Source organism: Gardnerella sp. c11Ua_71 (assembly GCF_055818025.1).
Genome location: NZ_JARFVR010000002.1, coordinates 203,361 through 225,909, shown reverse-complemented (window position 1 = coordinate 225,909; position 22,549 = coordinate 203,361). Strand labels below are relative to the sequence as shown.

The 22,549-nt window shown below is 38.9% G+C and carries 22 protein-coding genes and 1 tRNA gene; 2 read left to right on the top strand and 21 right to left on the bottom strand.

Annotated elements, in window-relative coordinates; genetic code table 11:
- Window positions 1-96: 96 nt before the first annotated feature.
- Window positions 97-1,083, top strand: a complete 987-nt coding sequence (locus P0106_RS02455; RefSeq protein ID WP_004138206.1) for an MIP/aquaporin family protein — start codon at window positions 97-99, stop codon at window positions 1,081-1,083.
- 27 nt (window positions 1,084-1,110) lie between these two features.
- Here P0106_RS02455 and P0106_RS02450 read toward each other — a convergent pair whose 3' ends face one another.
- The 15 genes from P0106_RS02450 to P0106_RS02380 form a co-directional block, all read right to left on the bottom strand.
- Complete coding sequence (locus tag P0106_RS02450) at window positions 1,111-1,500, bottom strand: DUF3017 domain-containing protein (protein WP_004113661.1); 390 nt, start codon at window positions 1,498-1,500, stop codon at window positions 1,111-1,113.
- 105 nt (window positions 1,501-1,605) lie between these two features.
- Window positions 1,606-3,276, bottom strand: a complete 1,671-nt coding sequence (gene purH, locus P0106_RS02445; RefSeq protein WP_473730389.1) for a bifunctional phosphoribosylaminoimidazolecarboxamide formyltransferase/IMP cyclohydrolase — start codon at window positions 3,274-3,276, stop codon at window positions 1,606-1,608.
- A 31-nt stretch (window positions 3,277-3,307) separates the two neighbouring features.
- Window positions 3,308-4,903 (bottom strand): cell division protein PerM, encoded by a 1,596-nt coding sequence (locus tag P0106_RS02440; protein WP_004115047.1) that lies wholly within the window; start codon window positions 4,901-4,903, stop codon window positions 3,308-3,310.
- Window positions 4,904-5,036: 133 nt separating this feature from the next.
- The gene (locus P0106_RS02435; protein WP_004113656.1) at window positions 5,037-5,618 is read right to left on the bottom strand and encodes an adenine phosphoribosyltransferase; all 582 of its coding nucleotides are present in this window, start codon (window positions 5,616-5,618) and stop codon (window positions 5,037-5,039) included.
- A gap of 18 nt (window positions 5,619-5,636) precedes the next feature.
- A complete protein-coding gene (gene yajC / locus P0106_RS02430) occupies window positions 5,637-6,053 on the bottom strand; it encodes a preprotein translocase subunit YajC (protein WP_004113655.1) in 417 nt (138 codons plus the stop codon).
- Window positions 6,054-6,121: 68 nt separating this feature from the next.
- Window positions 6,122-7,183, bottom strand: a complete 1,062-nt coding sequence (gene ruvB, locus P0106_RS02425) for a Holliday junction branch migration DNA helicase RuvB (RefSeq protein ID WP_004113654.1) — start codon at window positions 7,181-7,183, stop codon at window positions 6,122-6,124.
- Between the two features lie 6 nt (window positions 7,184-7,189).
- The gene (ruvA, locus tag P0106_RS02420) at window positions 7,190-7,828 is read right to left on the bottom strand and encodes a Holliday junction branch migration protein RuvA (RefSeq protein ID WP_004113653.1); all 639 of its coding nucleotides are present in this window, start codon (window positions 7,826-7,828) and stop codon (window positions 7,190-7,192) included.
- Between the two features lie 48 nt (window positions 7,829-7,876).
- Window positions 7,877-8,458 (bottom strand): crossover junction endodeoxyribonuclease RuvC, encoded by a 582-nt coding sequence (gene ruvC, locus P0106_RS02415; protein ID WP_004113652.1) that lies wholly within the window; start codon window positions 8,456-8,458, stop codon window positions 7,877-7,879.
- A 6-nt stretch (window positions 8,459-8,464) separates the two neighbouring features.
- Window positions 8,465-9,223, bottom strand: coding sequence for a YebC/PmpR family DNA-binding transcriptional regulator (locus P0106_RS02410; RefSeq protein WP_004113651.1), 759 nt, complete (start codon window positions 9,221-9,223; stop codon window positions 8,465-8,467).
- A 65-nt stretch (window positions 9,224-9,288) separates the two neighbouring features.
- The gene (locus P0106_RS02405) at window positions 9,289-9,951 is read right to left on the bottom strand and encodes a CDP-alcohol phosphatidyltransferase family protein (protein WP_004113650.1); all 663 of its coding nucleotides are present in this window, start codon (window positions 9,949-9,951) and stop codon (window positions 9,289-9,291) included.
- A 106-nt stretch (window positions 9,952-10,057) separates the two neighbouring features.
- A tRNA-Gln gene (locus P0106_RS02400) sits at window positions 10,058-10,128 on the bottom strand.
- Window positions 10,129-10,204: 76 nt separating this feature from the next.
- Complete coding sequence (locus P0106_RS02395) at window positions 10,205-11,227, bottom strand: ribose-phosphate diphosphokinase (RefSeq protein ID WP_032833905.1); 1,023 nt, start codon at window positions 11,225-11,227, stop codon at window positions 10,205-10,207.
- Between the two features lie 126 nt (window positions 11,228-11,353).
- The gene (nadD, locus tag P0106_RS02390; RefSeq protein ID WP_004113635.1) at window positions 11,354-12,190 is read right to left on the bottom strand and encodes a nicotinate-nucleotide adenylyltransferase; all 837 of its coding nucleotides are present in this window, start codon (window positions 12,188-12,190) and stop codon (window positions 11,354-11,356) included.
- A gap of 49 nt (window positions 12,191-12,239) precedes the next feature.
- Window positions 12,240-12,815, bottom strand: a complete 576-nt coding sequence (locus tag P0106_RS02385; protein ID WP_020760379.1) for a hypothetical protein — start codon at window positions 12,813-12,815, stop codon at window positions 12,240-12,242.
- 49 nt (window positions 12,816-12,864) lie between these two features.
- On the bottom strand, window positions 12,865-14,223 hold the full coding sequence (locus P0106_RS02380; protein WP_080575253.1) for a glutamate-5-semialdehyde dehydrogenase: 1,359 nt from the start codon (window positions 14,221-14,223) through the stop codon (window positions 12,865-12,867).
- A 72-nt stretch (window positions 14,224-14,295) separates the two neighbouring features.
- Between P0106_RS02380 and thrC the strand changes: the two genes are divergently transcribed.
- Window positions 14,296-15,813 carry a threonine synthase gene (gene thrC, locus P0106_RS02375; RefSeq protein WP_174142850.1) on the top strand — a complete coding sequence of 506 codons (1,518 nt, stop codon included), beginning with the start codon at window positions 14,296-14,298 and terminating at the stop codon, window positions 15,811-15,813.
- Window positions 15,814-15,823: 10 nt separating this feature from the next.
- Here thrC and P0106_RS02370 read toward each other — a convergent pair whose 3' ends face one another.
- From P0106_RS02370 to P0106_RS02345, 6 genes are all read right to left on the bottom strand, one after another.
- Window positions 15,824-16,549, bottom strand: coding sequence for a regulatory protein RecX (locus tag P0106_RS02370; RefSeq protein WP_004115019.1), 726 nt, complete (start codon window positions 16,547-16,549; stop codon window positions 15,824-15,826).
- 86 nt (window positions 16,550-16,635) lie between these two features.
- A complete protein-coding gene (gene recA / locus P0106_RS02365) occupies window positions 16,636-17,790 on the bottom strand; it encodes a recombinase RecA (protein WP_004113623.1) in 1,155 nt (384 codons plus the stop codon).
- 212 nt (window positions 17,791-18,002) lie between these two features.
- Window positions 18,003-18,236, bottom strand: a complete 234-nt coding sequence (locus tag P0106_RS02360; protein ID WP_004113620.1) for a DUF3046 domain-containing protein — start codon at window positions 18,234-18,236, stop codon at window positions 18,003-18,005.
- Window positions 18,223-18,939, bottom strand: coding sequence for a CinA family protein (locus tag P0106_RS02355; RefSeq protein ID WP_009994272.1), 717 nt, complete (start codon window positions 18,937-18,939; stop codon window positions 18,223-18,225). The genes P0106_RS02360 and P0106_RS02355 overlap by 14 nt, the downstream gene beginning before the upstream one ends.
- A 7-nt stretch (window positions 18,940-18,946) precedes the next feature.
- Window positions 18,947-19,561 (bottom strand): CDP-diacylglycerol--glycerol-3-phosphate 3-phosphatidyltransferase, encoded by a 615-nt coding sequence (gene pgsA / locus P0106_RS02350; RefSeq protein ID WP_004113615.1) that lies wholly within the window; start codon window positions 19,559-19,561, stop codon window positions 18,947-18,949.
- A 63-nt stretch (window positions 19,562-19,624) separates the two neighbouring features.
- The gene (locus tag P0106_RS02345; protein WP_473730388.1) at window positions 19,625-22,378 is read right to left on the bottom strand and encodes an FtsK/SpoIIIE family DNA translocase; all 2,754 of its coding nucleotides are present in this window, start codon (window positions 22,376-22,378) and stop codon (window positions 19,625-19,627) included.
- Between the last annotated feature and the right edge of the window lie 171 nt (window positions 22,379-22,549).

Here is a 22,549-nt window from a genome sequence, read left to right as displayed (position 1 = left end):
CGTATGGCATAGCCGTGATACTATAGCAAACGTTTGGTTGTGCTGTAAATAATAAAACCAGCATAGCGGTGTACACAATTAACGTAAGGAATTGTTATGAACTACACTTCAAATGCAGATTGCTCTGTTTCTAAACAATCTTCTGCACTTAGAACTCCGATCATTTTTAGAATAGGAGCAGAATTCATTGCAAGCGCTTTTGCAATGTTCACTATCTACATGTTCTCATCTATTGTTACTGCAATGTATGGCGTAAATGTTCTTATGATTGCAGTAGGAACTGGCATTGCTTATGCTGCTGCTATTGGTATTGCATCTAAGTTTTCTGGCGGACATGTAAATCCTGCTATAACTATCGCATCTATGCTTACTGGCAGAACTCCTTATATTTCTGGAATTTTATACATTATTGCTCAGGTTCTTGGAGCTATCGCTGCAGCTGGAGTAACTGTTTTTGTTCTGCCACAAACAAAGATGGTTCCAGCTCACACTTGGTTCGCTCCTGTTGTTAATGGTTTTGAAAATGCTTCCATTTCTGCAAACCAACTTAAGAGTGTTAATGCATCTTTTGGCGTTATTACTGCTCTTGTTGTTGAAATTATTGCAGTTCTTGTTATTGTTGCAACAGCAATGACGTACATGAATGATAACGGCAGCACTAAATGCGGATACTCTACTCACATGGGCATTGCTTATGCTGCTGGAGCTTTCATTACTTATCAAATTACTGGAGCTGGTTTAAACCCTGCCCGTTCTACTGGCATTGCCATTCTTGCTCAATCGCAAAAGTTATCTGTCTCACCATTGAGTCAACTTTGGGTATTTTGGATTGCACCTGTTTTTGCCGCTGCGCTCGTAGGATTTGTCATGCTTATTTGCAAGCTTGCAACATCTTCTTCAAATAATCAGAATCCTGTTGCTGCTGATTACTCAAATCAAACTTCCCCTGTTCTACAGAATACTGTTCCTGTAGTTCCAGAACCTCCTGTTAACACAGAGTCTTCAGTAACGACTTCTACGACTTTGGATTCTACTGGAAACGATAATGTTCCATTTAATCCTTTTAACAGGGATGATAAATAGAATTTCGTGAATTAAATCTATCGGATTCTACATTAAGAAAAAAATTGAAAAATACGTTATCAATAGTCCAATTCCTAGCGAAATGCTTATGAAAGAATCGAAGGCTACAGATCTAACCTTCCATGGACTTTTTTGAGTAAATATTAAGCGTATGATTCCAAGAACAATGGCTGTTGCGGCAATTATTACCGTGGCAGCCATTGTTTTACCCATAAACGCCAACACTGCGCTTACGCATACTATTGCTGCCACAATCCATTGCGCATACGGTTTTCCTTCTTTGACTTCCGAAACGTATATATGGTTTGATTTTTTTGCTAATTCAGATTCATTTACATTTAAAATGTTCTTTTGAATTTTTGATACATCGTCTTGTTTTTCATACCGATCATTAATTGTCATACTTGTATAATACATAAAAGACCTTGGAAAGTATACGAAAATACAATCCAAGGTCCTTTTTATAGAATACTTGTATTAATAAAAAATTAATAAATATTTTATTATTCAGTTAAATACTATTTAGTGGAAGAAGTGCCTTGTACCAGTAGTGTACATTGTTACTCCAGCCGCACGCGCAGCTTCAAACACTTCCACATCTCTAATTGACCCTCCTGGCTGCACAATTGCTCGCACACCTGCGTCAATAAGGATTTGCGGACCATCAGCAAATGGGAAGAATGCATCCGAAGCCGCAACAGCTCCACGAGCACGCTCAACACCATCAGCAAGAGTATTAGCACGCTCAACAGCCAAGTGGCAAGAATCCACGCGATTAACCTGCCCCATGCCAATGCCAACAGTAGCATTATCGTGCGCAAGTAGAATTGCGTTAGACTTTACGCAACGAAGCGAGCGCCATGCAAACTCTAAGTCTCTCAAAGTATCAGTATCTGCAGCTTCTCCAGATACAAGAGTCCAATTTTGAGGATTATCGCCAAAATCATCAATCTTATCTGCGCTTTGTACCAATGCGCCACCATCAATAGGATGCACCTGCAAGCCCAAAACTGGAGGATTTGCAACCTTTAAGATTCGCAAATTCTTCTTCTTAGTGCGCAATAACTCCAAAGCCTCAGGCTCATAATCTGGAGCAATAATTACCTCTGTGAAAATTGGTCGAACACTTTCAGCCATTTCTAGTGTGACAGTTGAATTGCAAGCAATCACACCGCCGTAAGCACTTACAGGATCGCAAGCGTGAGCTTTCTTATGAGCAATAGCTGCAGTTGCACCTATTGCTAAGCCGCAAGGATTATTATGCTTGCATACTGCAACAGCAATTTGTGGGGCAAAATCCCATACTGCACGCCAAGCCGCATCCGCATCAACATAATTGTTGTAGCTCATCGGCTTTCCACCAAGAAGTTCAGCTTGAGCTAAACCTCCCTTATGCAATGGGTCAAGATAAAGCCCCGCCTGCTGATGTGGATTTTCACCATATCTAAGCTTATGCTCTAAACTCCAAGTACGCGTGTAGTTTGCAGGAAGCTCAACATCTCCAGTATTTTGACTATCTTCTTCAGCATTTGTATTCAAGCTTTCAGGCTTCTTCCATGCTTTACTTGTCCACTCAGATATAGAAGCATCGTAAGCTGCGGTATGAGCAAATGCTTTACCAGCCAAATATTCGCGCTCTTGCAAATTAAAGCCTTCACCTGAAACGATTCTATTAGCTAAAAGCTGGTAATCTGCAGGGTCTGTAATAACAGCCACAGATTTATGATTTTTCGCGGCAGCGCGAACCATAGATGGTCCACCAATATCGATTTTCTCAATAATCTGAGCTTCGCTTCCACCGCTCATAACAGTGTTTACAAACGGATACAAATTCACTACAACAGCATCAAATGGCTCAATATTTAACTCTTTAAGCTGCTTTACATGATCAGGATTGCTCATATCTGCTAAAATCCCAGCGTGAATATGTGGATCGAGCGTCTTAACCCTACCATCTAAGCTTTCTGGGAAACCTGTTATATCAGATACTTCCGTAACCTTTACACCTAATTCTTGGAGTTTTGCAGCTGTTGAACCTGTTGAAACAACCTGAGTTCCGCACTTTTTAAAAGCGTCTGCCAGAGTTTCTAGCCCTTCTTTGCAAAATACTGATACAAGTACTCGCTTGATTGACCTTTTACCTGTGGTTATCAGCACATCTGCACTTGATTCTTGCGCGTGTATCTGTTGCACGGTGGTCTTCCTCCTTGATGTTGGACGAGGATTATTTTTTATTGACTTTCGAACTAACTGTTCTAGGTTTTCTAGTATCAGTTTTGTTCTCAAGCAAAGGTTGTTTTTTAGTGGATTTAACGCTTCGCGGCTGACTTATATTATCTGTTTCATTTTGACTAATTGAACAAGATGAACGCGTTTTTTCTTTTTTTGAAGACATATAATCAGCAGACTTTTCAGACATATTGTTTTCTTTAGGAGTTATTACTGACGTTTCACATGACTGTTCAACTGGTTTTGATTGCGATTTTATGTTCTGATTTTCTTTTGACTTTTCACTAATATTTTCAGATAACTTTTTGGAAAATATATTAAAATTCGACGGCTTAATGGAATCATATTTCTCAAAAATTTTAGAACTTAACGCACGAATAGAAATTATTATTGCGCACACAAATATAACGAGAATCCAGGCCAACCCAAAACCAAATACTGTTAAATGACCTAAAGCACGAACACTTCTACTTACATTTACACCAACATTGGATAAACGATATTTACCTAAATCACCGTTTGCGAACAAGAATAGTATACTCATAACGAGTATTACTAATATGCAAGTTGATACCAAAACTACAGCTGATTCCACAAAAGCAATAACGGTAGACTTCCAATCAAGTTTATCTTTATCGAAATGCAAACGAATATTACAAGACTTAGAATATAAGATCACAAATAACGCAAATACGCCACATAAGGCAAAAACAATACCATTGACAAGAAGCCTATAAAGTGAATCACCTATAGAGTCTGGGAATATGGCAAAGAATGGAACAGGAGGCAAAGACTTACGATTAACTGCATAAATTGTGAAATTAGCAACTGATCCTATAGCAAATCCTGAACCTGAAATCCATGATAATGCCCATAATGCAACGTTTGGAAGCCATACCAGACATGCAATTGTGGTTAAAATTCTTGAACCTAATTGCATTCCTAACTTTGAAAAAACTATCTCAACATTACTTGCTCCAACAATGGACCAAAAGATAATCGTTGATAATGCAATAATTGCATAAATTGACAACACGATTACGGTTGAATAAAGGCAAATTTTTATGCGTTTTAATATATGTTCAGGAACATTTTTTGTTATATTATTTTTGATTAATACAAACAATGAGCTGTATGGGAAAACAGCTATTAACTGTGCAAAAGCATATACACAAGAGCTTTTTAACAATATGACTGGTAACGAATCCAATAACTCAATATTGGTATTTTGAGATATAACTCCATTGATGAAAACCCAAACAAATAAACCAATACAATTTACTAGCGATCCACCTTTTAGTTTTCTCATCAGAATCGCAAGCATTGTAATTATAAGCGAAGTCAAACCAAGTGGAATAACTGTAAGAATAAAATCATCAAAGCCTAGACCAACTCCTTGCGCAAAAAGAAGAGCAGCCCATGTCATCGACATTGATGAATCGGAAAGATTACCAGTTCCTTCTTCTATAGAAATAACAAGAAGGGTTAGTGACATGAATAATCCAACAACTATTGCAAAAATCAAAGTCGCAATAGCGGGTATAGATATCCCCTTCAAAATGCTAATAAGAGAAGACTTCAGTTTTTTCATAACATCATCCTCCCTTATTAGCCGCTTGAAGTTAGATCTAAGTTGTTCGATTTTTTATGATTACACCTAAAAACAATATATGAATAAATGTAGCTGCCCAAGTACAACACAAGCTACTACTCATACACCACTTTTATGCAGGCATCGTCATTAAACTAGAGCATTTATAAGATTGCAACTCATTCATTCCGCTAATTCCTGTTAACTCCATTACAAAGCAGAATCCAGCAACAGTGCCCTGCGACCTTTCAACAAGTCGCGCAGCAGCTTTTGCAGTTCCTCCTGTAGCAATTAAATCGTCAACAATAAGAACACGCTGACCAGGCTTTATAAGATCTTTCTCAATCTCTATCTTAGCTTCCCCATATTCGAGAGAATATGACTCGCTTATGACTTCGGGAGGCAATTTACCTGCTTTTCTTACGGCAACAAAACCTTTATTGAGTCGAGCAGCCAAAGCTGGACCAAACAAAAATCCACGAGCCTCAAGTCCAGCAACTAAATCAAACGAATCTTGAGAAACTGGCAACGAATCTACTAATGAATCAATAAGAATTCGCATACCACGATTATCAGCAAAAACAGGAAGAAAATCGCGGAAAACAATCTTTGGATTTGGAAACCCTGGAATTGTTCTAATAAGAGATGCTAAATATTTAACATCCTCATCACTAACATTCTTCAAAGATTTTACTGTAATATCAGTTGTTGTCATAATCTTATTGTTCTTATCTCAGTTTTCTTTGACTTCACCAGTTTCGCTGGATTCTTGAATCTGCTCAGTTTCGCTCGATTCTTGAGATTCATCTTTATCAGATGCATCAACATCTTCCGAGTTATCAGCTTCATCGTCTTTGTCATAGCTGTTGAAATCTACACGAACATAAACTCTATTCACAGCTCTGAAAGACACTCGAAGTAAACTACCTTCTGAATCTAGAACAATCTCTTCGTGATCAGAATCAACTACGACGACCTTACCGATAATTCCACCAATTGTTATAACTTCAACGCCTGGTTTCAAAGAATCATGGAAGGACTTCAACTCATTTTGACGCTTTTTCATATTACGAGATTGGAACCACATGATACCAACCATGGCAATCACGAGTACAATAAGCATGCCATACTGGCTAACAAATTGGGGCACAATAAACTCCTTATGTATCCAACCCTGAGACGGACAAAACACCGCCCAAAACACTTATTTTATGTTATCTATCTGACATTATCAGGCGCTTTAAGACCTAAGTGTTGCCAAGCTTTTTCAGTGGCAACACGACCTTTAGGAGTCCTAATAAGAAACCCTTCACGCACTAAATACGGCTCACAAACGGTTTCTACAGTTTCTGCCTCTTCTCCAACCATTGCAGCCAAATTATTAAGCCCAACTGGACCACCATTAAATTGATTCACAATAGCTTTCAAAACCGCAATATCTAGACGGTCAAGACCTTGAGTATCAATCTGATACAACGATAAGGCTTCTATTACAGACTCGCGATTTACATCTTTAAGATTATGCACAACTGCCCAATCACGTACGCGTCTTAACAGTCGATTTGCGATTCTAGGAGTTCCTCTGGAACGAATAGCAAGTTCTTTAGCTGCTTGATCAACAAGATGAACACCAAGAAGAACAGATGAACGTTCAATCAGTTTTTCCAACTCATCGTGAGGATAAAAATCCAAGTGAGCCGTAAAACCAAAACGTGCTCTAAGCGGAGAAGGAAGCATACCTTCGCGCGTAGTAGCACCAACCACAGTAAAATGCGGCAATGTAAGAGGTATAGAAGACGCCCCTGGTCCTTTGCCAACCATAACATCAACTCGGAAATCTTCCATAGCTATATAAAGCAACTCTTCTGCAGCTCGAGGCAAACGATGAATCTCATCAATAAACAGTACTTCACCAGTATCAAGAGAACTCAAAATTGATGCTAAATCACCAGCATGTTGAATAGCAGGACCAGACGTAACTCTAATAGATACGCCTAACTCATTAGCAACAATCATTGCTAATGTTGTTTTTCCAAGCCCAGGAGGACCTGCAAGCAACATGTGATCTGGAGGAACATCACGCAATCTTGCAGCATCCAAAAAAAGTTGTAACTGCGCCTTTAAAAGAGGCTGTCCAATAAATCCATCTAGAGCATGAGGTCTTAATTCTTCATCGCTAATCTGTTCATTTCCTATAGGAGATGATGAAACAATTCTTAATGAATCTTCGGATACGCCAGTATTTAAAGCTTGTACGTCGATTCCTTCATCCAAACTCATGAATCATCACCTGCCTCTATCTAACGCTGCCAATGCCATACGCAAAACATTAGGCATATCTGAATCACTGATTGGCAGAGCAATTTTTTCACTATTACACACGTTTTCAACCGCTCTTTGAGCATCTGACTGCTTCCACCCTAAAGACATAAGTCCATCGACAACCTTGCTGATGCCAGATTCATCAAATTCCTTTTTATAAGATTTTGAATCTTTAGAAGTATCATCTTCATTTAATTGAGATACGTCAATAGAACCTTTAAGTTCAAGAACAATTTTTTGAGCACCCTTTTTACCTAATCCTGGAGCAGAAGACAATGCGGTGATATCGCCATCTGCAATAGCCTGCAATAAACGATTCACATTTAAAGTGGAAAGTAAAGAAAGAGCAACTTTAGGACCAACACCACTAACTTTCTGCTGAATTTGAAGAAAAATACGCTTGGCAGGCATACTCGTAAAACCATACAAAGTAACAGCATCTTGACTTACTTGTAAAGACGTATAAACCTTAACATCTTGACCTTCATGCAGCGCAGCCAAATCAGACGATGGCATATAAACTTCATAGCCAACACCACTAACACAGATAAGCGCACATCGAGAATCAACTGATTCAATAACGCCGTTAAGCATACCAATCATCAGCGCTCACCTTTCTAGATAAATAGAACATCTGTTCTATAAAACATACTACATGTCACGTCCGACAGAAGAATGTCTGCTAGCAGAACGCAAAGAAGCAGCCCACTTTCGTTGAGCCTCAGTTAAATGCTGCTCTCGCTCTCCTCCTTGCAAAGCCCCTGCTGGGCGAAGCGCGTGACAAATCGCTTGAGCCAAGGCATCAGCTGCATCTGCAGGAGTCGGTAAAACATTAAGATTTAAAAGACGCGCAACCATGCGCTCTACCTGAGTTTTATCCGCCTTTCCATTTCCAGCAACAGCGAGTTTAACCTCTGTAGGAGTATGCAAAGCTACAGGAATACCTCTCTGAGCAGCAGCCAACATTGCAACACCTGCAACTTGAGCAGTACCAAGAACAGTGTTTCGATTTTCTTGAGCAAAAACACGCTCAATCGAAATAGTATCTGGCGAAAACCTTTCGATTTTCTCCACCAGTCCATTGTAAATTTCGAGCAATCTTAAATCTTGAGAAGTCTTAGGATCACTTCTTAATACATCGACGTGAATAAAAGAAAGCCGACGAGAAACGCCGGCTTCAATCACGCCGACCCCGCAGCGAGTAAGCCCGGGATCAACGCCCAAAATCATCATAGGAAACTATTCTGCTTCCTCAAGCTGAGCCATAACCTCATCTGAAGCAGTCCAGTTGCTGTAAATATTCTGAACATCGTCCAAATCGTCGAGATTGTCAATCAAACGAGACACTTTCTGAGCATCTTCAAAGCTCAATTCAACCTCATTGTTTGGATGCATAACGATTTCTGCGGAATCATAGTCGAAACCAGCATCTTGCAAAGCCTTACGAACAGTTACCAAATCGCTAGAATCAGTGTATACGGAATACACATCACCGTCGTCAGCAACATCTTCAGCGCCAGCTTCTGCAGCAATATCAAAAAGCTTGCTATAGTCAACGCCTTCGCTAGGAACCTCAATCAAGCCCTTACGCTCAAAGTTGAAGCTAACAGAACCGCTTGTAGCCAAAGAACCATTGCCCTTTGTAAGAGTGGAGCGAACGTCTGCTGCAGCGCGGTTGCGATTATCAGTAAGGCACTCAATAATCAATCCAACACCTGCTGGAGCATAGCCTTCGTAAACAATCTCTTCGTAGTTTGCGCCGCCTGCTTCTTCACCAGAACCACGCTTAACAGCGCGCTTAATATTATCTGCTGGCATAGAAGCTTTTTTAGCCTTAACGATTGCATCGTACAAAGTTGGGTTACCATCAGGGTCTCCACCACCAAGACGAGCAGCGATTTCAATATTCTTAATAAGCTTGGCGAAAAGCTTGCCGCGCTTAGCGTCAATAGCGGCTTTCTTATGCTTTGTGGTCGCCCACTTGGAATGACCTGACATGATACTCCTAAAAAGTGTACGGTTACGTAAACGTGATGATTTTAATGCTCTTTAGCGACAAATCGTCATGCGCTAGTATTTTTAAGCAAATTTTTAACTTCAAAAATCCTCTGTATAACGGTTATGATACCACCAATACAAAGGATAAACATGGCTAAACTAAGCCATAAAAGCCAGTCAGTTAATCCACTTAATCCCATTGAAATCAATATAATAGCCACTCTGTCTGCTCTAGTAATCAAACCTTTTTTAGCTTCCACCCCAACGGACTCACCTCTTGCTCTAGCATATGACGTTACAAAAGCAGCCATAATTGCTATTAGCGAACAAAGCAATCCGCAATATTTTATAAAACCATTAACATATTCTGGCAAATATAAACATATGTTGATATTTTTAGCACGATATAAGCAAATACAAACACACAAAAATAGAGACCAATCAGCGATTCTATCTAAAGTAGAATCCAAAAACGCACCAAATTTCGTTCCACCATTTTGATTAGTTAAAGCAGCGACTGAACCATCCAAAGCATCTGCAAGGACAAAAATCGTAAGCAAAATTGTACCGAATAAAAGCCAGCCAGTCATAGAAACAAAAATTGAGGTTACTACAACAGCCAAAGTACCGAAAACAGTAATGCCATTTGCTGTACAGCCAAATTTTACAAGCAGCTTAGCAATAGGCGCAATAACACGCTTGAATCCACCTCTTAAAGATTCCAACATATCTAATAAAACGCCTTCCTAGATTAAACAAGCTACTCATACACACACTATCAACAAACTATGTTAATAAAAAACGCCGCTTAAAATTAAGCGGCGCAATTTCTAGCTCCCTCACCTGGATTCGAACCAAGACAAAGGGTTCCAAAGACCCGTGTGCTGCCATTACACCATGAGGGAACGGCGGAAAAAACCGCCAAGTCACTATTATGCCATAACAATTGACATCGTCAAGTTTGGCGTGGCGAAATAGGATTTATGCAAAGAAGAACCCCTTGCCATGATGCTCTGGATAAGTGTCAAACAGCTTTGCAACAGACCCATCTTCAAACACAGCTTTAATAGCACTTGCCAAAAGTGGGGCAATTGAAAGAACAGTTAACCCATCCCAACGCTTTTCTTCTGGAATTGGAACAGTATCCGTTAACACCACTTCCCTAGCTCCGCAATTCTTTAAACGTTCAACTGCAGGACCAGAAAGCACTCCGTGAGTTGCAACAACCGTAACAGACTTTGCACCAGCGTCCTTAAGAACATTACAAGCGCCTGCAATTGTTCCAGCAGTGTCAATTAAATCATCAACCATAACACAATCACGCCCAGCAACATCACCAACAACACGATTTGCTACAGCCTGATTTGGACGAGTAATATCTCTAGTCTTATGAACAAAAGCCAATGGACCTCCGCCTAAACGTTGCGCCCACTGTTCTGCAACTCGGATTCGACCTGCGTCTGGCGAAACAACGGTAACGTTTCCTAAATCTTCGCTGAAACGATCTCGAACGTAATCAACCAGCACTGGCATAGCAATCAAATGGTCTACAGGACCATCGAAGAATCCTTGCGATTGTGCCGCATGCAAGTCAACGCTCATGATTCGATCTGCGCCTGCTGTTTTAAGCAAATCAAACATCAAGCGGCAAGAAATAGGCTCACGACCGCGATGCTTTTTATCTTGTCTAGAATATCCAAGCAACGGGCACACAGCGGTAATAGAACGAGCAGACGCGCGCTTTAATGCGTCGATCATAATTAACTGTTCCATAATGGACTTGTTAACAGGGTCACTATGACTTTGCAACACAAACACGTCTGTTCCTCGCACAGACTGAGTGTAACGAACATACATCTCGCCATTGGCAAAATCATATGCTGTTGTTTCCAATACTTCTATACCAAGCTGATTTGCAACATCTCGAGCAAGCTTCGGATGCGCGCGACCAGTTACGAGAACAAGGTTTTTATCTGGCTTTCCTTCAAGGACGATGCTCACCATATCTCCAAACGCTAGTTCACTAACAGCCCACAAAAAACGGACTGTGATTAATACTATCTATTTGCGCAGACTATAATCATTAAGCCGTTTCATACACAACAAATCATTGCAAAAGATTCCAAATAATCACAAATCGCGTCTGTATAAACCATGCTTAACAATGTATTGAACAACTCCATCTGGAACCAAATACCATACAGGCTCCCCGTGCTCAGCTCGCTTACGAACATCAGTAGAAGAAATTGCTAGTGCTGGGATTTCCAAAATGTCAACTGGGAAACGATGACTGTGACAATTAATCATATCGTCACAAGAATCCGCTGAATACACATGAGCCTCAATTTGAGTAAACTTTTCTGGACTAGAATACCCAGGACGAGTAACAGCCACAAATCTAGCCAAATTCCACAGTTCTCTAGCATCTTTCCATTGCATAATCTCCGCAATAGCATCCGCGCCTGTAATAAAGAAAAGTTCAGCATCTGGATGCTGAGATCGAATATCGCGAAGCGTATCAATTGTATAAGTAACACCTGGTCTATCAATATCCACTCTGGAAACTGTGAACTTGGGATTAGAAGCAGTTGCAATCACAGTCATCAAATATCGATCTTCTGCGTTAGTAACCTTCTTATCAAGTTTAAAAACAGGCTTTCCTGTAGGAACAAAAATAACTTCGTCTAGATCATAAACCCATGCAACTTCAGAAGCTGCTACCAAGTGGCCGTTGTGAATAGGGTCAAAAGTGCCGCCCATGATCCCTATTCGTTGGCGCTGATGAACATTACCTCTAGCAGATTGACGGTGTTTAACAACACCTGCCACAACAGGCGGCGCAGCCTCAGTGCCATTAAAAGACCCTTGGAACAAGTCAGACATTCTGCGCTCTTCAGAAAAATCTTTTACTTCTGACTTAATACTATTTTGGGAATCAACTTTAGAGTTGTTTAGATTATTTTGCATTAATTCATTTCCACATTTTGTTCAAAATACACAAAATCAAGCATCATGATTATTTTGCACCATCAAGCAAATCAGCAGCATCATCTGCCTTAGCTTCACCGATAACGCTAGAGGCAACGTTCGCCTTATCAGGATTAATATTGCCCATTTCCTCATTCCACTCATCTTGAACAACCCGTTTAATCTCCTCAAATGTTGGAAGAGGAAAATCAGGCTGGAAAATACTTCTAATCTTTGCAACAGATTCTGTAATCTTAATAAGAATATCTGCCATATTATCTACTTCACCGCAACGCTCAAGATTACTGAATTGAGATATATTATCTTCCATTTTTCTCAAATTCTTATTAATCTCATCTAAAGCAGCATTATCCTGAGGCTTGAAAACAGTACGATTATCCCTATCTGGCCAACCCATTAATATTGCATCAGCATATTCAAGAGAAGATCTTTGAGATGCAGACGCAATACCATCTTCAATTTGCACTAAAAACACATAGCGAACTATGGATAAACGCTCAGCGGAAATATCTAAAGCATCTAAAACATTGAAATCAGACACACCATATGATTCGCTTTTCGCGTATACAATATCTGATTTAGTTGATTCCTGTGTATTTGGCATACTCATAACCTTACTCTTAATACCTTATTATCTGTCACAATTTATAACATCAAGCTCTTATTTGACCATCTCCATAACCAATCCACTTTGTGGTTGTCATTTCTCTCAAACCCATCGGACCCCTGGCATGTAATTTTTGAGTGGAAATGCCAAGCTCAGCTCCAAAACCAAATTCGCCGCCATCCGTAAATCTTGTTGAAGCATTTACCATAACAACAGCTGAGTCTACAGATGACACAAAATTATTGATTGTTAAATAATCTTCAGCAATAATCGTCTCAGTATGCCCCGTTGAATACTTTGTAATATGATTCGCAGCATCCTCAACATCTTTTACAATCTTTACTCCTATTTGCAAAGACAAATATTCACGATTCCAATCATCATCATTTGCATGTTCTAACTGCAAACCATTGATATTTGAATCGAATAGAATATTGTAGGATTTTTCATCAGCATGAATCAAAACATTATGTTTAGCTAATTCGCTTGCAATTCTTGGCAGAAAATCTTTGGCAATATCTTTATTTACAAGCAATTTTTCTGCAGCATTACAAACTCCAACTCTTTGAGTTTTTGCATTTACAATAATTTGTATCGCTTTTTCAAAATCTGCTGTTTTATCCACGTAAATATGAACATTTCCAGCTCCAGTTTCTATAACTGGAACTGTTGACTCTTTAACAACTGCAGCGATTAGATTTGCACTTCCTCTAGGAACAAGAACATCAATATGACCATGAGCATGCATCATTGACGTTGCTCCACTTCTTCCAAGATCATCAACAGATTCTATAAGATTTCCACTTACACCAAAATCTTTTAATACTTGCTTGATTACAGAAATTGTCGCATAGTTCGTGCGCTCAGCTGCACTACCGCCTCTTAAAATTACAGCATTTGAAGATTTTATGCACAAAGATGCAACGTCAACAGTCACATTTGGTCTAGCTTCGTAAATAATTCCCATTACGCCTATTGGCACTCTTACTTGAGAAAGCCTAAGACCATTTTCTAGCGTGTATCCACGAACAACTTCTCCAACAGGATCTTGTAATTGCGCTATTTTTCTAATACTTTTTGCAGATTGGAATATTCTTTCTTCATCAAATTTAAGTCTGTCTAGTTTTCCAGCATCCATACCATTTTTTTGAGCTTTTTCTAAGTCTTGCTTATTTGCTTCTTCAATAAATTCTGCATTATTTTCAATAGAATCAGCAATAGCATTTAGAAGATTATTTTTAAAATTGGTATTAGCTTTAGCAAATTCACGCTGTGCTATTCGCGAAGCATCCGATCTAGAAAAAACAATAGAATCTATAGAGTCCCCATAATCTTTAGACATATTGTTTTGTGCATTACTATGCGTTTCATCTAACTTTGTATCAAGATTAATCATATTGAACATATTAGCAATAGCAGTACTTAGGCTCCACCTCTTCAGGTAACATGTATACCAATTAGCACGAATGGAGGAATCATGGCAGAAAACACTACGAATACAGTTATGTTTCACAGCACTAGGTCAAACTCTAAAACCTATACATCGAAGCAAGCTATTCGTAGAGGAATAGCAGATGATGGTGGCTTGTTTGTTACGGATTGCCTTGGTGAAACTCGTTACGATATTTCTAATCTTTCTGGGAAAACTTATAAACAGATTGCTAAAGACGTTCTTCAAATTCTCCTTCCAGATTTTACGTCTAGCGAGCTTGATGAGTGCGTTGAAAATGCTTATGGAAGTCAGTGGGAAGATAGTGAAATTACTCCTCTAAAGACTCTTGGAAATAATAATGATTTTGTTCTAGAGCTTTTCCACGGTCCTACATGTGCTTTTAAAGATGTTGCTTTGCAGATTTTGCCGCAATTCATTAGTCACACAAAAAATGTATCTGATTCTAATAAAAATGTTATGATTCTTACCGCCACTTCGGGAGATACAGGAAAAGCTGCGCTAGCTGGGTTTGCGGATATTGAAGGCACTTCTATGGTCACTTTTTACCCAGAAGGTAAAGTAAGTAAAATTCAAGAATTGCAAATGACAACTCAAAGTGGAAATAACGTAAAAGTATGCGCTGTTAGAGGAAATTTTGACGATGCGCAAAGCGGCGTTAAACAAATATTTACTAACAATTCAATTAATGAAACGGTTGAAAACAATAATCACGCACTGCTTTCTTCTGCTAATTCGATTAATATTGGAAGACTTATTCCTCAAGTTGTTTACTACTTCTACGCTTATTCTAAGCTTGTTGAACAAGGCGTTATTGAACTTGGTAATGAAGTGGAATTTTGTGTCCCTACTGGCAATTTTGGAAATATTCTTGCTGGATATTACGCGAAAATTCTTGGTCTTCCTGTAAAACACTTAATCGTAGCGAGCAACAGCAACAATGTTTTGTTTGACTTTTTGGTCAGTGGAACATATAACAAGATTCGACCATTTAACCAAACAATTGCACCGTCTATGGATATTCTTGTTTCTTCTAATTTAGAACGCATGCTTTACTACATGTGCGATAAAGATACACGACTGTTGCAAATGCTTATGAATGATTTACAACAATGGGGCGCCTTTGAAATACCAGATAATGTTCTTTCTAAAATTAGGAAACTTTTTGGTTGCGGATGGGCAAACGAGGATCAAATTCGCGATTCCATACAAGAATGCTGGAATAAGCATAATTATGTTATTGATCCACATACTGCTTGCGGATACTTTGTTATGAATCATATTCCTCATGATTCTAATGTTCCGCGTGTTCTTTTGAGCACAGCAAGCCCGTATAAGTTCCCTAGGGTTGTTTGCGAATCTTTAGGCCTAAATATTGAAGGATTAGATGATTTTGCTTGCATGGATTTGTTAGAAAGCAAAACTTCTACAAACGCTCCTAAAATGCTTAGCGAACTTAAAAATAAAACAGCTAGATTCAACGATGTTATTAACATCGAAGATATGCCAGATTATGTTCTTAAGTGCGCTAACGAAATTTACTAAAGATTTTGGTTTAAGACTTAAACAAAGCATAATATACTTCGTTTAGTGTGTTTAAATCATGACCTTTTCTAGCTCCTGCAGAAAAGAATCTACGTCTTTTTACATTATCGTCTAGGCTTTTAAGTTTTAACGATAACTTTCTGCCTAATTCCCATGCAGCTTCTTCAAAAACACCGTCTTCTCTAGCTTCTTGCAATGTTGAACAGACCACAGTGGAAGAAACGCCCTTTTTTTGTAGCTCAAGGCGAGTCGCACGTTCTCCCAACAATCTAGATACACATGAGCGTATAACGGATCTAGCATATTGTTCATCGTCAACCAAATGTAATTCTTCCAAACGAATTATTACGGATTCAACAATATTCTCTTTGTAACCCTTATTTATGAGCCTATTCTTTAAATCATCGGAAGATCTAGCTGAATAATCTAGCATTCGTAAAGCAGATTCTCTACAATCGTCGAAATCAGAGGCTTTTTTGGCATCTACTTTTTTAGCAGCTTTTCTACTATTAAATGAATTATACTTCTTAAAAGCGTAAGAAGAGTTTTCTTCACAATAATCTTCATGATTATTATCTAAGCTATCAAATGACGTATCATAAGCATCACTAACGCCAACTGTTGTTAAATCACAACCATTAACTTCAGATTCTTCTGCTTTTTCACACTCATTTTCTGCAGAATAATAAGAATCAACAGGTTTATGATTGCGAAGAAAACTCTCTACACTAATCATCTTCTATTCTTTTCACTGAATCTCAGCCAATATGATGTGAATCAGCTAAACTCAACTTTGTTTTAATAATTTTATTTAATATAGTTTTATTTGACATCACTGCCTTTTGAAGTGTTTGTTTTACTATCAGCACTTGAAGATGATACTGACTGAGAATTGTCATCTTCATCTTCTACCTCAACGAATTGATCTTCTGGCTTCATTAGCCCAAACGCTACTTTTACTTTATCGCTAATCTCTTCTGTAATAGCAGGATTATCTTTAAGGAATTGGCGAACGTTCTCCCTACCTTGCCCAAGTTGTTCACCTTCGTAAGTGAACCAAGAACCAGATTTTTTAATAACATCGCACTGTACAGCCATATCGATTACAGAACCTTCAGTTGATATTCCTTCTCCGTAAAGAACATCAAACTCTGCTGTTTTAAAAGGCGGAGCCATTTTATTCTTTACAATCTTTACCTTAGTACGATTTCCAACAGCCTCTTCACCATTTTTGATAGTAGAAACTCGTCTAATATCCATTCGAACAGATGAATAGAATTTAAGAGCTTTACCACCAGTAGTTGTTTCTGGATTACCGAAGAATACACCAATTTTTTCACGAAGCTGATTAATAAATATTGCTGTCGTTCCAGCTTGAGACAATGCACCAGTCATTTTTCTTAAAGCTTGGCTCATTAAGCGCGCTTGTAAACCAACATGGCTATCTCCCATGTCTCCATCAATTTCCGCTTTTGGAACAAGAGCTGCTACAGAATCAACTACTATAACATCTAAAGCACCAGAACGAATTAGCATGTCGGCAATCTCTAATGCTTGTTCACCATTATCTGGCTGAGAAACAATAAGAGAATCTGTGTCAACACCCAATTTACGCGCATAAACTGGATCTAAAGCATGCTCAGCATCAATAAATGCAGCAATACCACCATTCTTTTGAGCATTAGCAACAATATGCAAAGCTAATGTTGTTTTACCAGAAGATTCAGGACCATAAACTTCCACAATACGCCCACGAGGAACGCCACCAATCCCTAGAGCCATATCTAGAGCTATTGAGCCAGTAGGGATAACCTCCACGTCTTGTAGTGGCTTATCACCCAATCGCATTGCGGAACCTTTACCATATTGTTTTTCAACATTGGCAAGAGCTGTTTCCAACGCTGCTTTTCTACGAGGATCTGCCTTGTCGGCATCAATAAGACGATCCACTGCACCTTTTTTTGCTTGTTGTGCCATATCTGCTACTCCTTTCGCATGCCGATGTATTGATTGACGTTAATGCAATACATAATGACTATGCAAGCGTTTTAGAGCAATGTGGTTAAAGGTTTTACTCAATAACACAATAGGCACTTATCACGCTGCAAGAAGCCCAACAATTGACATTATACACCATAAACGAACATTTGTTCGACAAGTGTGTTGACTTGAAATTCCAACGAAAATATCTATTTTGCAGGCATTGGTGGAGCATTATGATCTTTACCCCACCTCTTACTATCAGGAATATTCATGTGATCACATAAAACATTCCAGACAATTCTTGGCTCTACTCCAGCATCAATCGCCTCACGAGCACTCATACCATTAAGTTTTTGCAGCTCCTGATCTTTTGCGATACTCCTGCCAAACTCCCTGCCAAATACCTCTTCAAGAAGCTCCCAGAATTCACGCTCGCGCATCAAAAATCCAATCTTCAAAAATTATGGAATGCAGAATTTTTATTAACGCATAAACGACACCGTTTCGAACTTCTTCACGATTACCAGAAATATCTAATTGAACAGAAATCAACAATCCTAAATCACAAGAATAAAAATCACATTTCTCCAAGGAGAAATTACTAATTTTCCCACACTTACAATCAAAAACGCAATTTTTTATTCTATTAAACTTGCAAAAAATCGCATCAGAGTCAAGCGAATAGCAAGATTTATCTGTAACAGTTGGAACAAAAACACCAATATACGCCAACCCAGCTGGCTTACCAGCATCAGAGCCAGGTCCAGCAACACCAGTAGTTGACAATCCAATAATAGGAAAATCAGGATTGTCAACATCTTTTTGTTGCTCAAAACGCTTATAACACCAACCAGATCCACTGTATAATCTTGCTGCACCAAACGCCATTTGCTTTGCTACTCGCGCATCTACAGCACCACACGATTTTAATAAATCGCAATCCACACCAAGTATCTTAGATTTTTCACGAATATCGTAAGTAACAGCAGATCCAAGAAAAACTCTAGAAGCGCCAGGAATCTTTACAAACGAATCTGAAAGAAGACCCCCAGTCAGAGACTCAGCACATGCGATATGCAAAGAATGTGCATCGCAAAAATCAAGAATCTCACTAGCTAAAACACTAACAGAGTCACTACACATATCTATATCAATGCTTCAAAGCGTCGTTCACATAAAGAATACCAGAGTAAGTAGCAAAACCTATTGCAATTCCAATCAAACCGTAAGCAATGGAGTAATAGCAAATCACCCAAAGTGGAATATCATTTGCGCAGAAAATAGGAACAATAGGAACGAGAAGCATTGCAATACCAATTGACTGAGAAAGTGTCTTAAACTTTCCAGCAGAAGATGCTGCAATCACTTTACCGCCCTTATTTATAACATAGAATCGTAAAATAGTTATGCCAATTTCACGAATAACAAACAAAGCAGTAATCCACCAATATAGTTCTCCAAAAGCTGACGCAATAATAAGCGCGGAAAGCATAAGAAGCTTATCTGCTATAGGATCTAGTAATTTACCAAGCTCAGTTACCTGATTGTATTTTCTAGCCATCCAACCATCTAATTTATCTGTAGAAGCTGCAATTACAAACAAAACAAACACTGACCAACGTATCGCAGTAGAAGTATAACCCCAAGGACCTGCAACCAAATATAAGATTATAAATAGAATGGAAAGAATAATCCTTATGTATGTCACTACATTAGGAGCATAATCCCAACCTTCAAGTAATTTAGACTTACTGTTTTTCAACATCTATAAATACCTCCATAAAGCTACACAAATATGGTATAGCAAACGCAAAACTTAATTCAACTTTTACAAAGAATCACTTTCACCGCGAATAAATGCTAAAACTTTAGGCAAATCTTGAGGTTGCACAAGAACCTCACGTGCCTTAGATCCTTCGGATGGACCAACAACGCCACGCGACTCAAGCAAATCCATTAACCTACCAGCTTTAGAAAAGCCAACACGCAATTTTCTTTGAAGCATCGAAGTTGATCCAAACTGAGCGCCTACTACAAGCTCTGCAGCCTGAAGCAGCTCATCCATATCGTCGCCAATATCGCTAGTTTTAAGCTTGCTTTGAGCTTGAGCATCCGCTTTTTGAGCCATTTGTTCAATATCTTCACGATACTTTGGCTTGCGCTGAGTGCGAACATACTCCACAGCCCTGCGGATTTCAGATTCACTCACCCACGAGCCCTGCACACGCTGAGGCTTAGCAGCACCCATTGGAAGGAACAAAGCGTCACCTTGACCAATCAAAGTTTCTGCACCAACTGTATCGAGAATAACCCTGGAATCAGTTGCAGATGAAGTAGCAAAAGCCAAGCGAGAAGGAATATTTGCTTTAATCAAACCTGTTACAACGTCAACAGATGGGCGCTGAGTAGCAAGAACCAAATGCACTCCTGCAGCTCGAGCAAGCTGAGTAATACGCTGAATAGAACTTTCCACATCGTTCTTAGCAACCATCATCAAATCAGCCATCTCGTCTACAACCACAAGCAAATACGGGTATGGAGCAACTTTTCGATTAGAACCAGCCGGAGCATGAACTTTTCCTTCACGCACAGCCTTGTTGAAATCTTTAACATGGCGGAAGCCGAAGAATTGCAAGTCGTCGTAGCGCGCATCCATCTCTTTAACAACCCACTCGAGAGCCTGCGCAGCCTTCTTAGGATCCGTAATAATCGGTGTGAGCAAATGCGGAATGCCAGCGTATGCAGAAAGCTCTACTCTCTTAGGATCTACCAAAATCATACGAACCTGTTCAGGTGTTGCTCGCATGATAATAGAAGTGAGCATCGAGTTAATAAAACTCGACTTACCAGATCCTGTAGCACCTGCAACAAGCAAATGCGGCATTTTATCGAGAGCTGCCGTTACGAAATGACCCTCAACATCCTTACCAACACCTGTAAGCATAGGGTTTGGATCTTGGCGCGCTTTATCAGACCTAAGAACATCTCCCAGATTTACAATCTCTCTATCTACATTCGGAATCTCAATACCAATTGCAGACTTGCCCGGAATTGGAGAGAGAATACGCACATCAGTACTTGCTACAGCATACGCAATATTCTTTTGAAGATTCGTTACCTTCTCTACTTTTACTCCAGATCCTAACTCAACTTCATATTGAGTTACAGAAGGACCTCTTAAGAAGCCAATAACCTTCGCATCTACCTCAAATTGTTCAAAGGTAGAAGTTAAAGCTCGAATCACACGATCATTCGCTGGTGTTCTTGTTGCATGAGGCTTTCCATGAACAAGTATGTTCAAATCCGGCAGCATATAAGGTTCATCTTCATAAACATTAGAATCACTATGATTTGAATCGTATATATCTTTGCCAGCAGCGCTATCACTATTATTTTCTTGCGATGACCTATATTTATCTAATTGCTGAGCAGGCATATTTCCCCAAGGATCAGAAGAATATTGCTCGCTGGTGCTTATAGGAGCCTTAGGGAATTCATCAATATATAATTCTGGAGATGTTTTCCAAGAATTAGAATTCGCAGAAGAACCACTTGAAGATACAGACCTAGGAGACTCACGATTATGTGATTTATCAACCGTATTCTCATAACCTTGCGATTGATTATTAAGATCACCATCATGAATATTCGTGCGATCAGCATTATTTGATTCGAAATTACTACCGCCATCTTTTGAAGATGCACAGAGAAAAGCATCATCTCCAGCATACTCATCTAAAAGCTCATTATTACTATCTTTTTTCTTAGTTCCAAATAGTGAATTCCATAATTTAGAAATTAACGAATTATGCAAAGATCTGCGAGACTTTTCAGATTTGTCAGAATCATCATGAGTTGGCACTCCATCAGCAAATTCAAGTGTTTTATCATCATCCTTAGAATCATTATCGTATGAATCTTCCTCAGAATTATCGTCTTTACTATCTTTACTATCTTTAGAAAAAGCAGAAAATATAAACTGCGTTATGTCTGTAACATGCAATTTTAAAATCATCAAAAACGAAAAAATTGCGATAATAACAAAAATCACTAGAGCAAAAGTCCTAGATAATCCCCAAGCTAAAGGAGAACCAAGAGAAAAACCTAATAATCCACCAGATTTTTGCAAATCTTCTATGTGAAAATGTTGATTTTTACTAGCAAATAAAATATCTAAAATAGAACATATAGACCACAAAATAAGAACAAAACCACCTATAACACGTGGGTTACCTGATTTTGATCCACTATTTCTCATTAGTCTAATTGCTACAGCAAATAACCAAACTGGTAAAACAATGCTCATAACTCCAAAAACTGCAGATGCTGCGAAGTGAAAAGCAACGCCTATAAAACCACTAACTCTAAACCATTCCGATGCGCAGAAAAGAATAGCAATAATAATCATTACAAAGCACAATCCATCTCTGCGGTATGCTTCGTCGTATTCTCCCACACCAAAAAGCGAACGTACTACTTTACCAACAAGTCGCGGAACAAAAAGCAGCGCGGATTCCCAAAAAGGTTCATCATAAGATACATTTGATGACGACTTTGATGACTTACCGCCCCTACCTGCCATATATAAGCTCCTTAAACATAAATTTATGAAACATAACAAATTATGCAATCCACATTATTCTACCCCAACGTGTACTAATATACGGGCATAAACGTGTACTGATAAATTAAAAAATCTAATTGCAAAAAGAATGATACTCAAAGTAAAAAAAATAATCTAGCATAAAAAAAA

What these genes read in the sequence shown, in the direction of transcription:
- P0106_RS02455 (WP_004138206.1), top strand. Translation starts at nt 97, where the DNA reads ATGAACTACACTTCAAATGCAGATTGCTCTGTTTCTAAACAATCTTCT.
- P0106_RS02450 (WP_004113661.1), bottom strand. Translation starts at nt 1,500, where the DNA reads ATGTATTATACAAGTATGACAATTAATGATCGGTATGAAAAACAAGAC.
- P0106_RS02440 (WP_004115047.1), bottom strand. Translation starts at nt 4,903, where the DNA reads ATGAAAAAACTGAAGTCTTCTCTTATTAGCATTTTGAAGGGGATATCT.
- P0106_RS02435 (WP_004113656.1), bottom strand. Translation starts at nt 5,618, where the DNA reads ATGACAACAACTGATATTACAGTAAAATCTTTGAAGAATGTTAGTGAT.
- ruvB (WP_004113654.1), bottom strand. Translation starts at nt 7,183, where the DNA reads ATGAGTTTGGATGAAGGAATCGACGTACAAGCTTTAAATACTGGCGTA.
- ruvA (WP_004113653.1), bottom strand. Translation starts at nt 7,828, where the DNA reads ATGATTGGTATGCTTAACGGCGTTATTGAATCAGTTGATTCTCGATGT.
- ruvC (WP_004113652.1), bottom strand. Translation starts at nt 8,458, where the DNA reads ATGATGATTTTGGGCGTTGATCCCGGGCTTACTCGCTGCGGGGTCGGC.
- P0106_RS02410 (WP_004113651.1), bottom strand. Translation starts at nt 9,223, where the DNA reads ATGTCAGGTCATTCCAAGTGGGCGACCACAAAGCATAAGAAAGCCGCT.
- P0106_RS02405 (WP_004113650.1), bottom strand. Translation starts at nt 9,951, where the DNA reads ATGTTGGAATCTTTAAGAGGTGGATTCAAGCGTGTTATTGCGCCTATT.
- P0106_RS02395 (WP_032833905.1), bottom strand. Translation starts at nt 11,227, where the DNA reads ATGGTGAGCATCGTCCTTGAAGGAAAGCCAGATAAAAACCTTGTTCTC.
- nadD (WP_004113635.1), bottom strand. Translation starts at nt 12,190, where the DNA reads ATGCAAAATAATCTAAACAACTCTAAAGTTGATTCCCAAAATAGTATT.
- P0106_RS02385 (WP_020760379.1), bottom strand. Translation starts at nt 12,815, where the DNA reads ATGCCAAATACACAGGAATCAACTAAATCAGATATTGTATACGCGAAA.
- P0106_RS02380 (WP_080575253.1), bottom strand. Translation starts at nt 14,223, where the DNA reads ATGTTCAATATGATTAATCTTGATACAAAGTTAGATGAAACGCATAGT.
- thrC (WP_174142850.1), top strand. Translation starts at nt 14,296, where the DNA reads ATGGCAGAAAACACTACGAATACAGTTATGTTTCACAGCACTAGGTCA.
- P0106_RS02370 (WP_004115019.1), bottom strand. Translation starts at nt 16,549, where the DNA reads ATGATTAGTGTAGAGAGTTTTCTTCGCAATCATAAACCTGTTGATTCT.
- recA (WP_004113623.1), bottom strand. Translation starts at nt 17,790, where the DNA reads ATGGCACAACAAGCAAAAAAAGGTGCAGTGGATCGTCTTATTGATGCC.
- P0106_RS02360 (WP_004113620.1), bottom strand. Translation starts at nt 18,236, where the DNA reads ATGCGCGAGCGTGAATTCTGGGAGCTTCTTGAAGAGGTATTTGGCAGG.
- P0106_RS02355 (WP_009994272.1), bottom strand. Translation starts at nt 18,939, where the DNA reads ATGTGTAGTGACTCTGTTAGTGTTTTAGCTAGTGAGATTCTTGATTTT.
- pgsA (WP_004113615.1), bottom strand. Translation starts at nt 19,561, where the DNA reads ATGTTGAAAAACAGTAAGTCTAAATTACTTGAAGGTTGGGATTATGCT.
- P0106_RS02345 (WP_473730388.1), bottom strand. Translation starts at nt 22,378, where the DNA reads ATGGCAGGTAGGGGCGGTAAGTCATCAAAGTCGTCATCAAATGTATCT.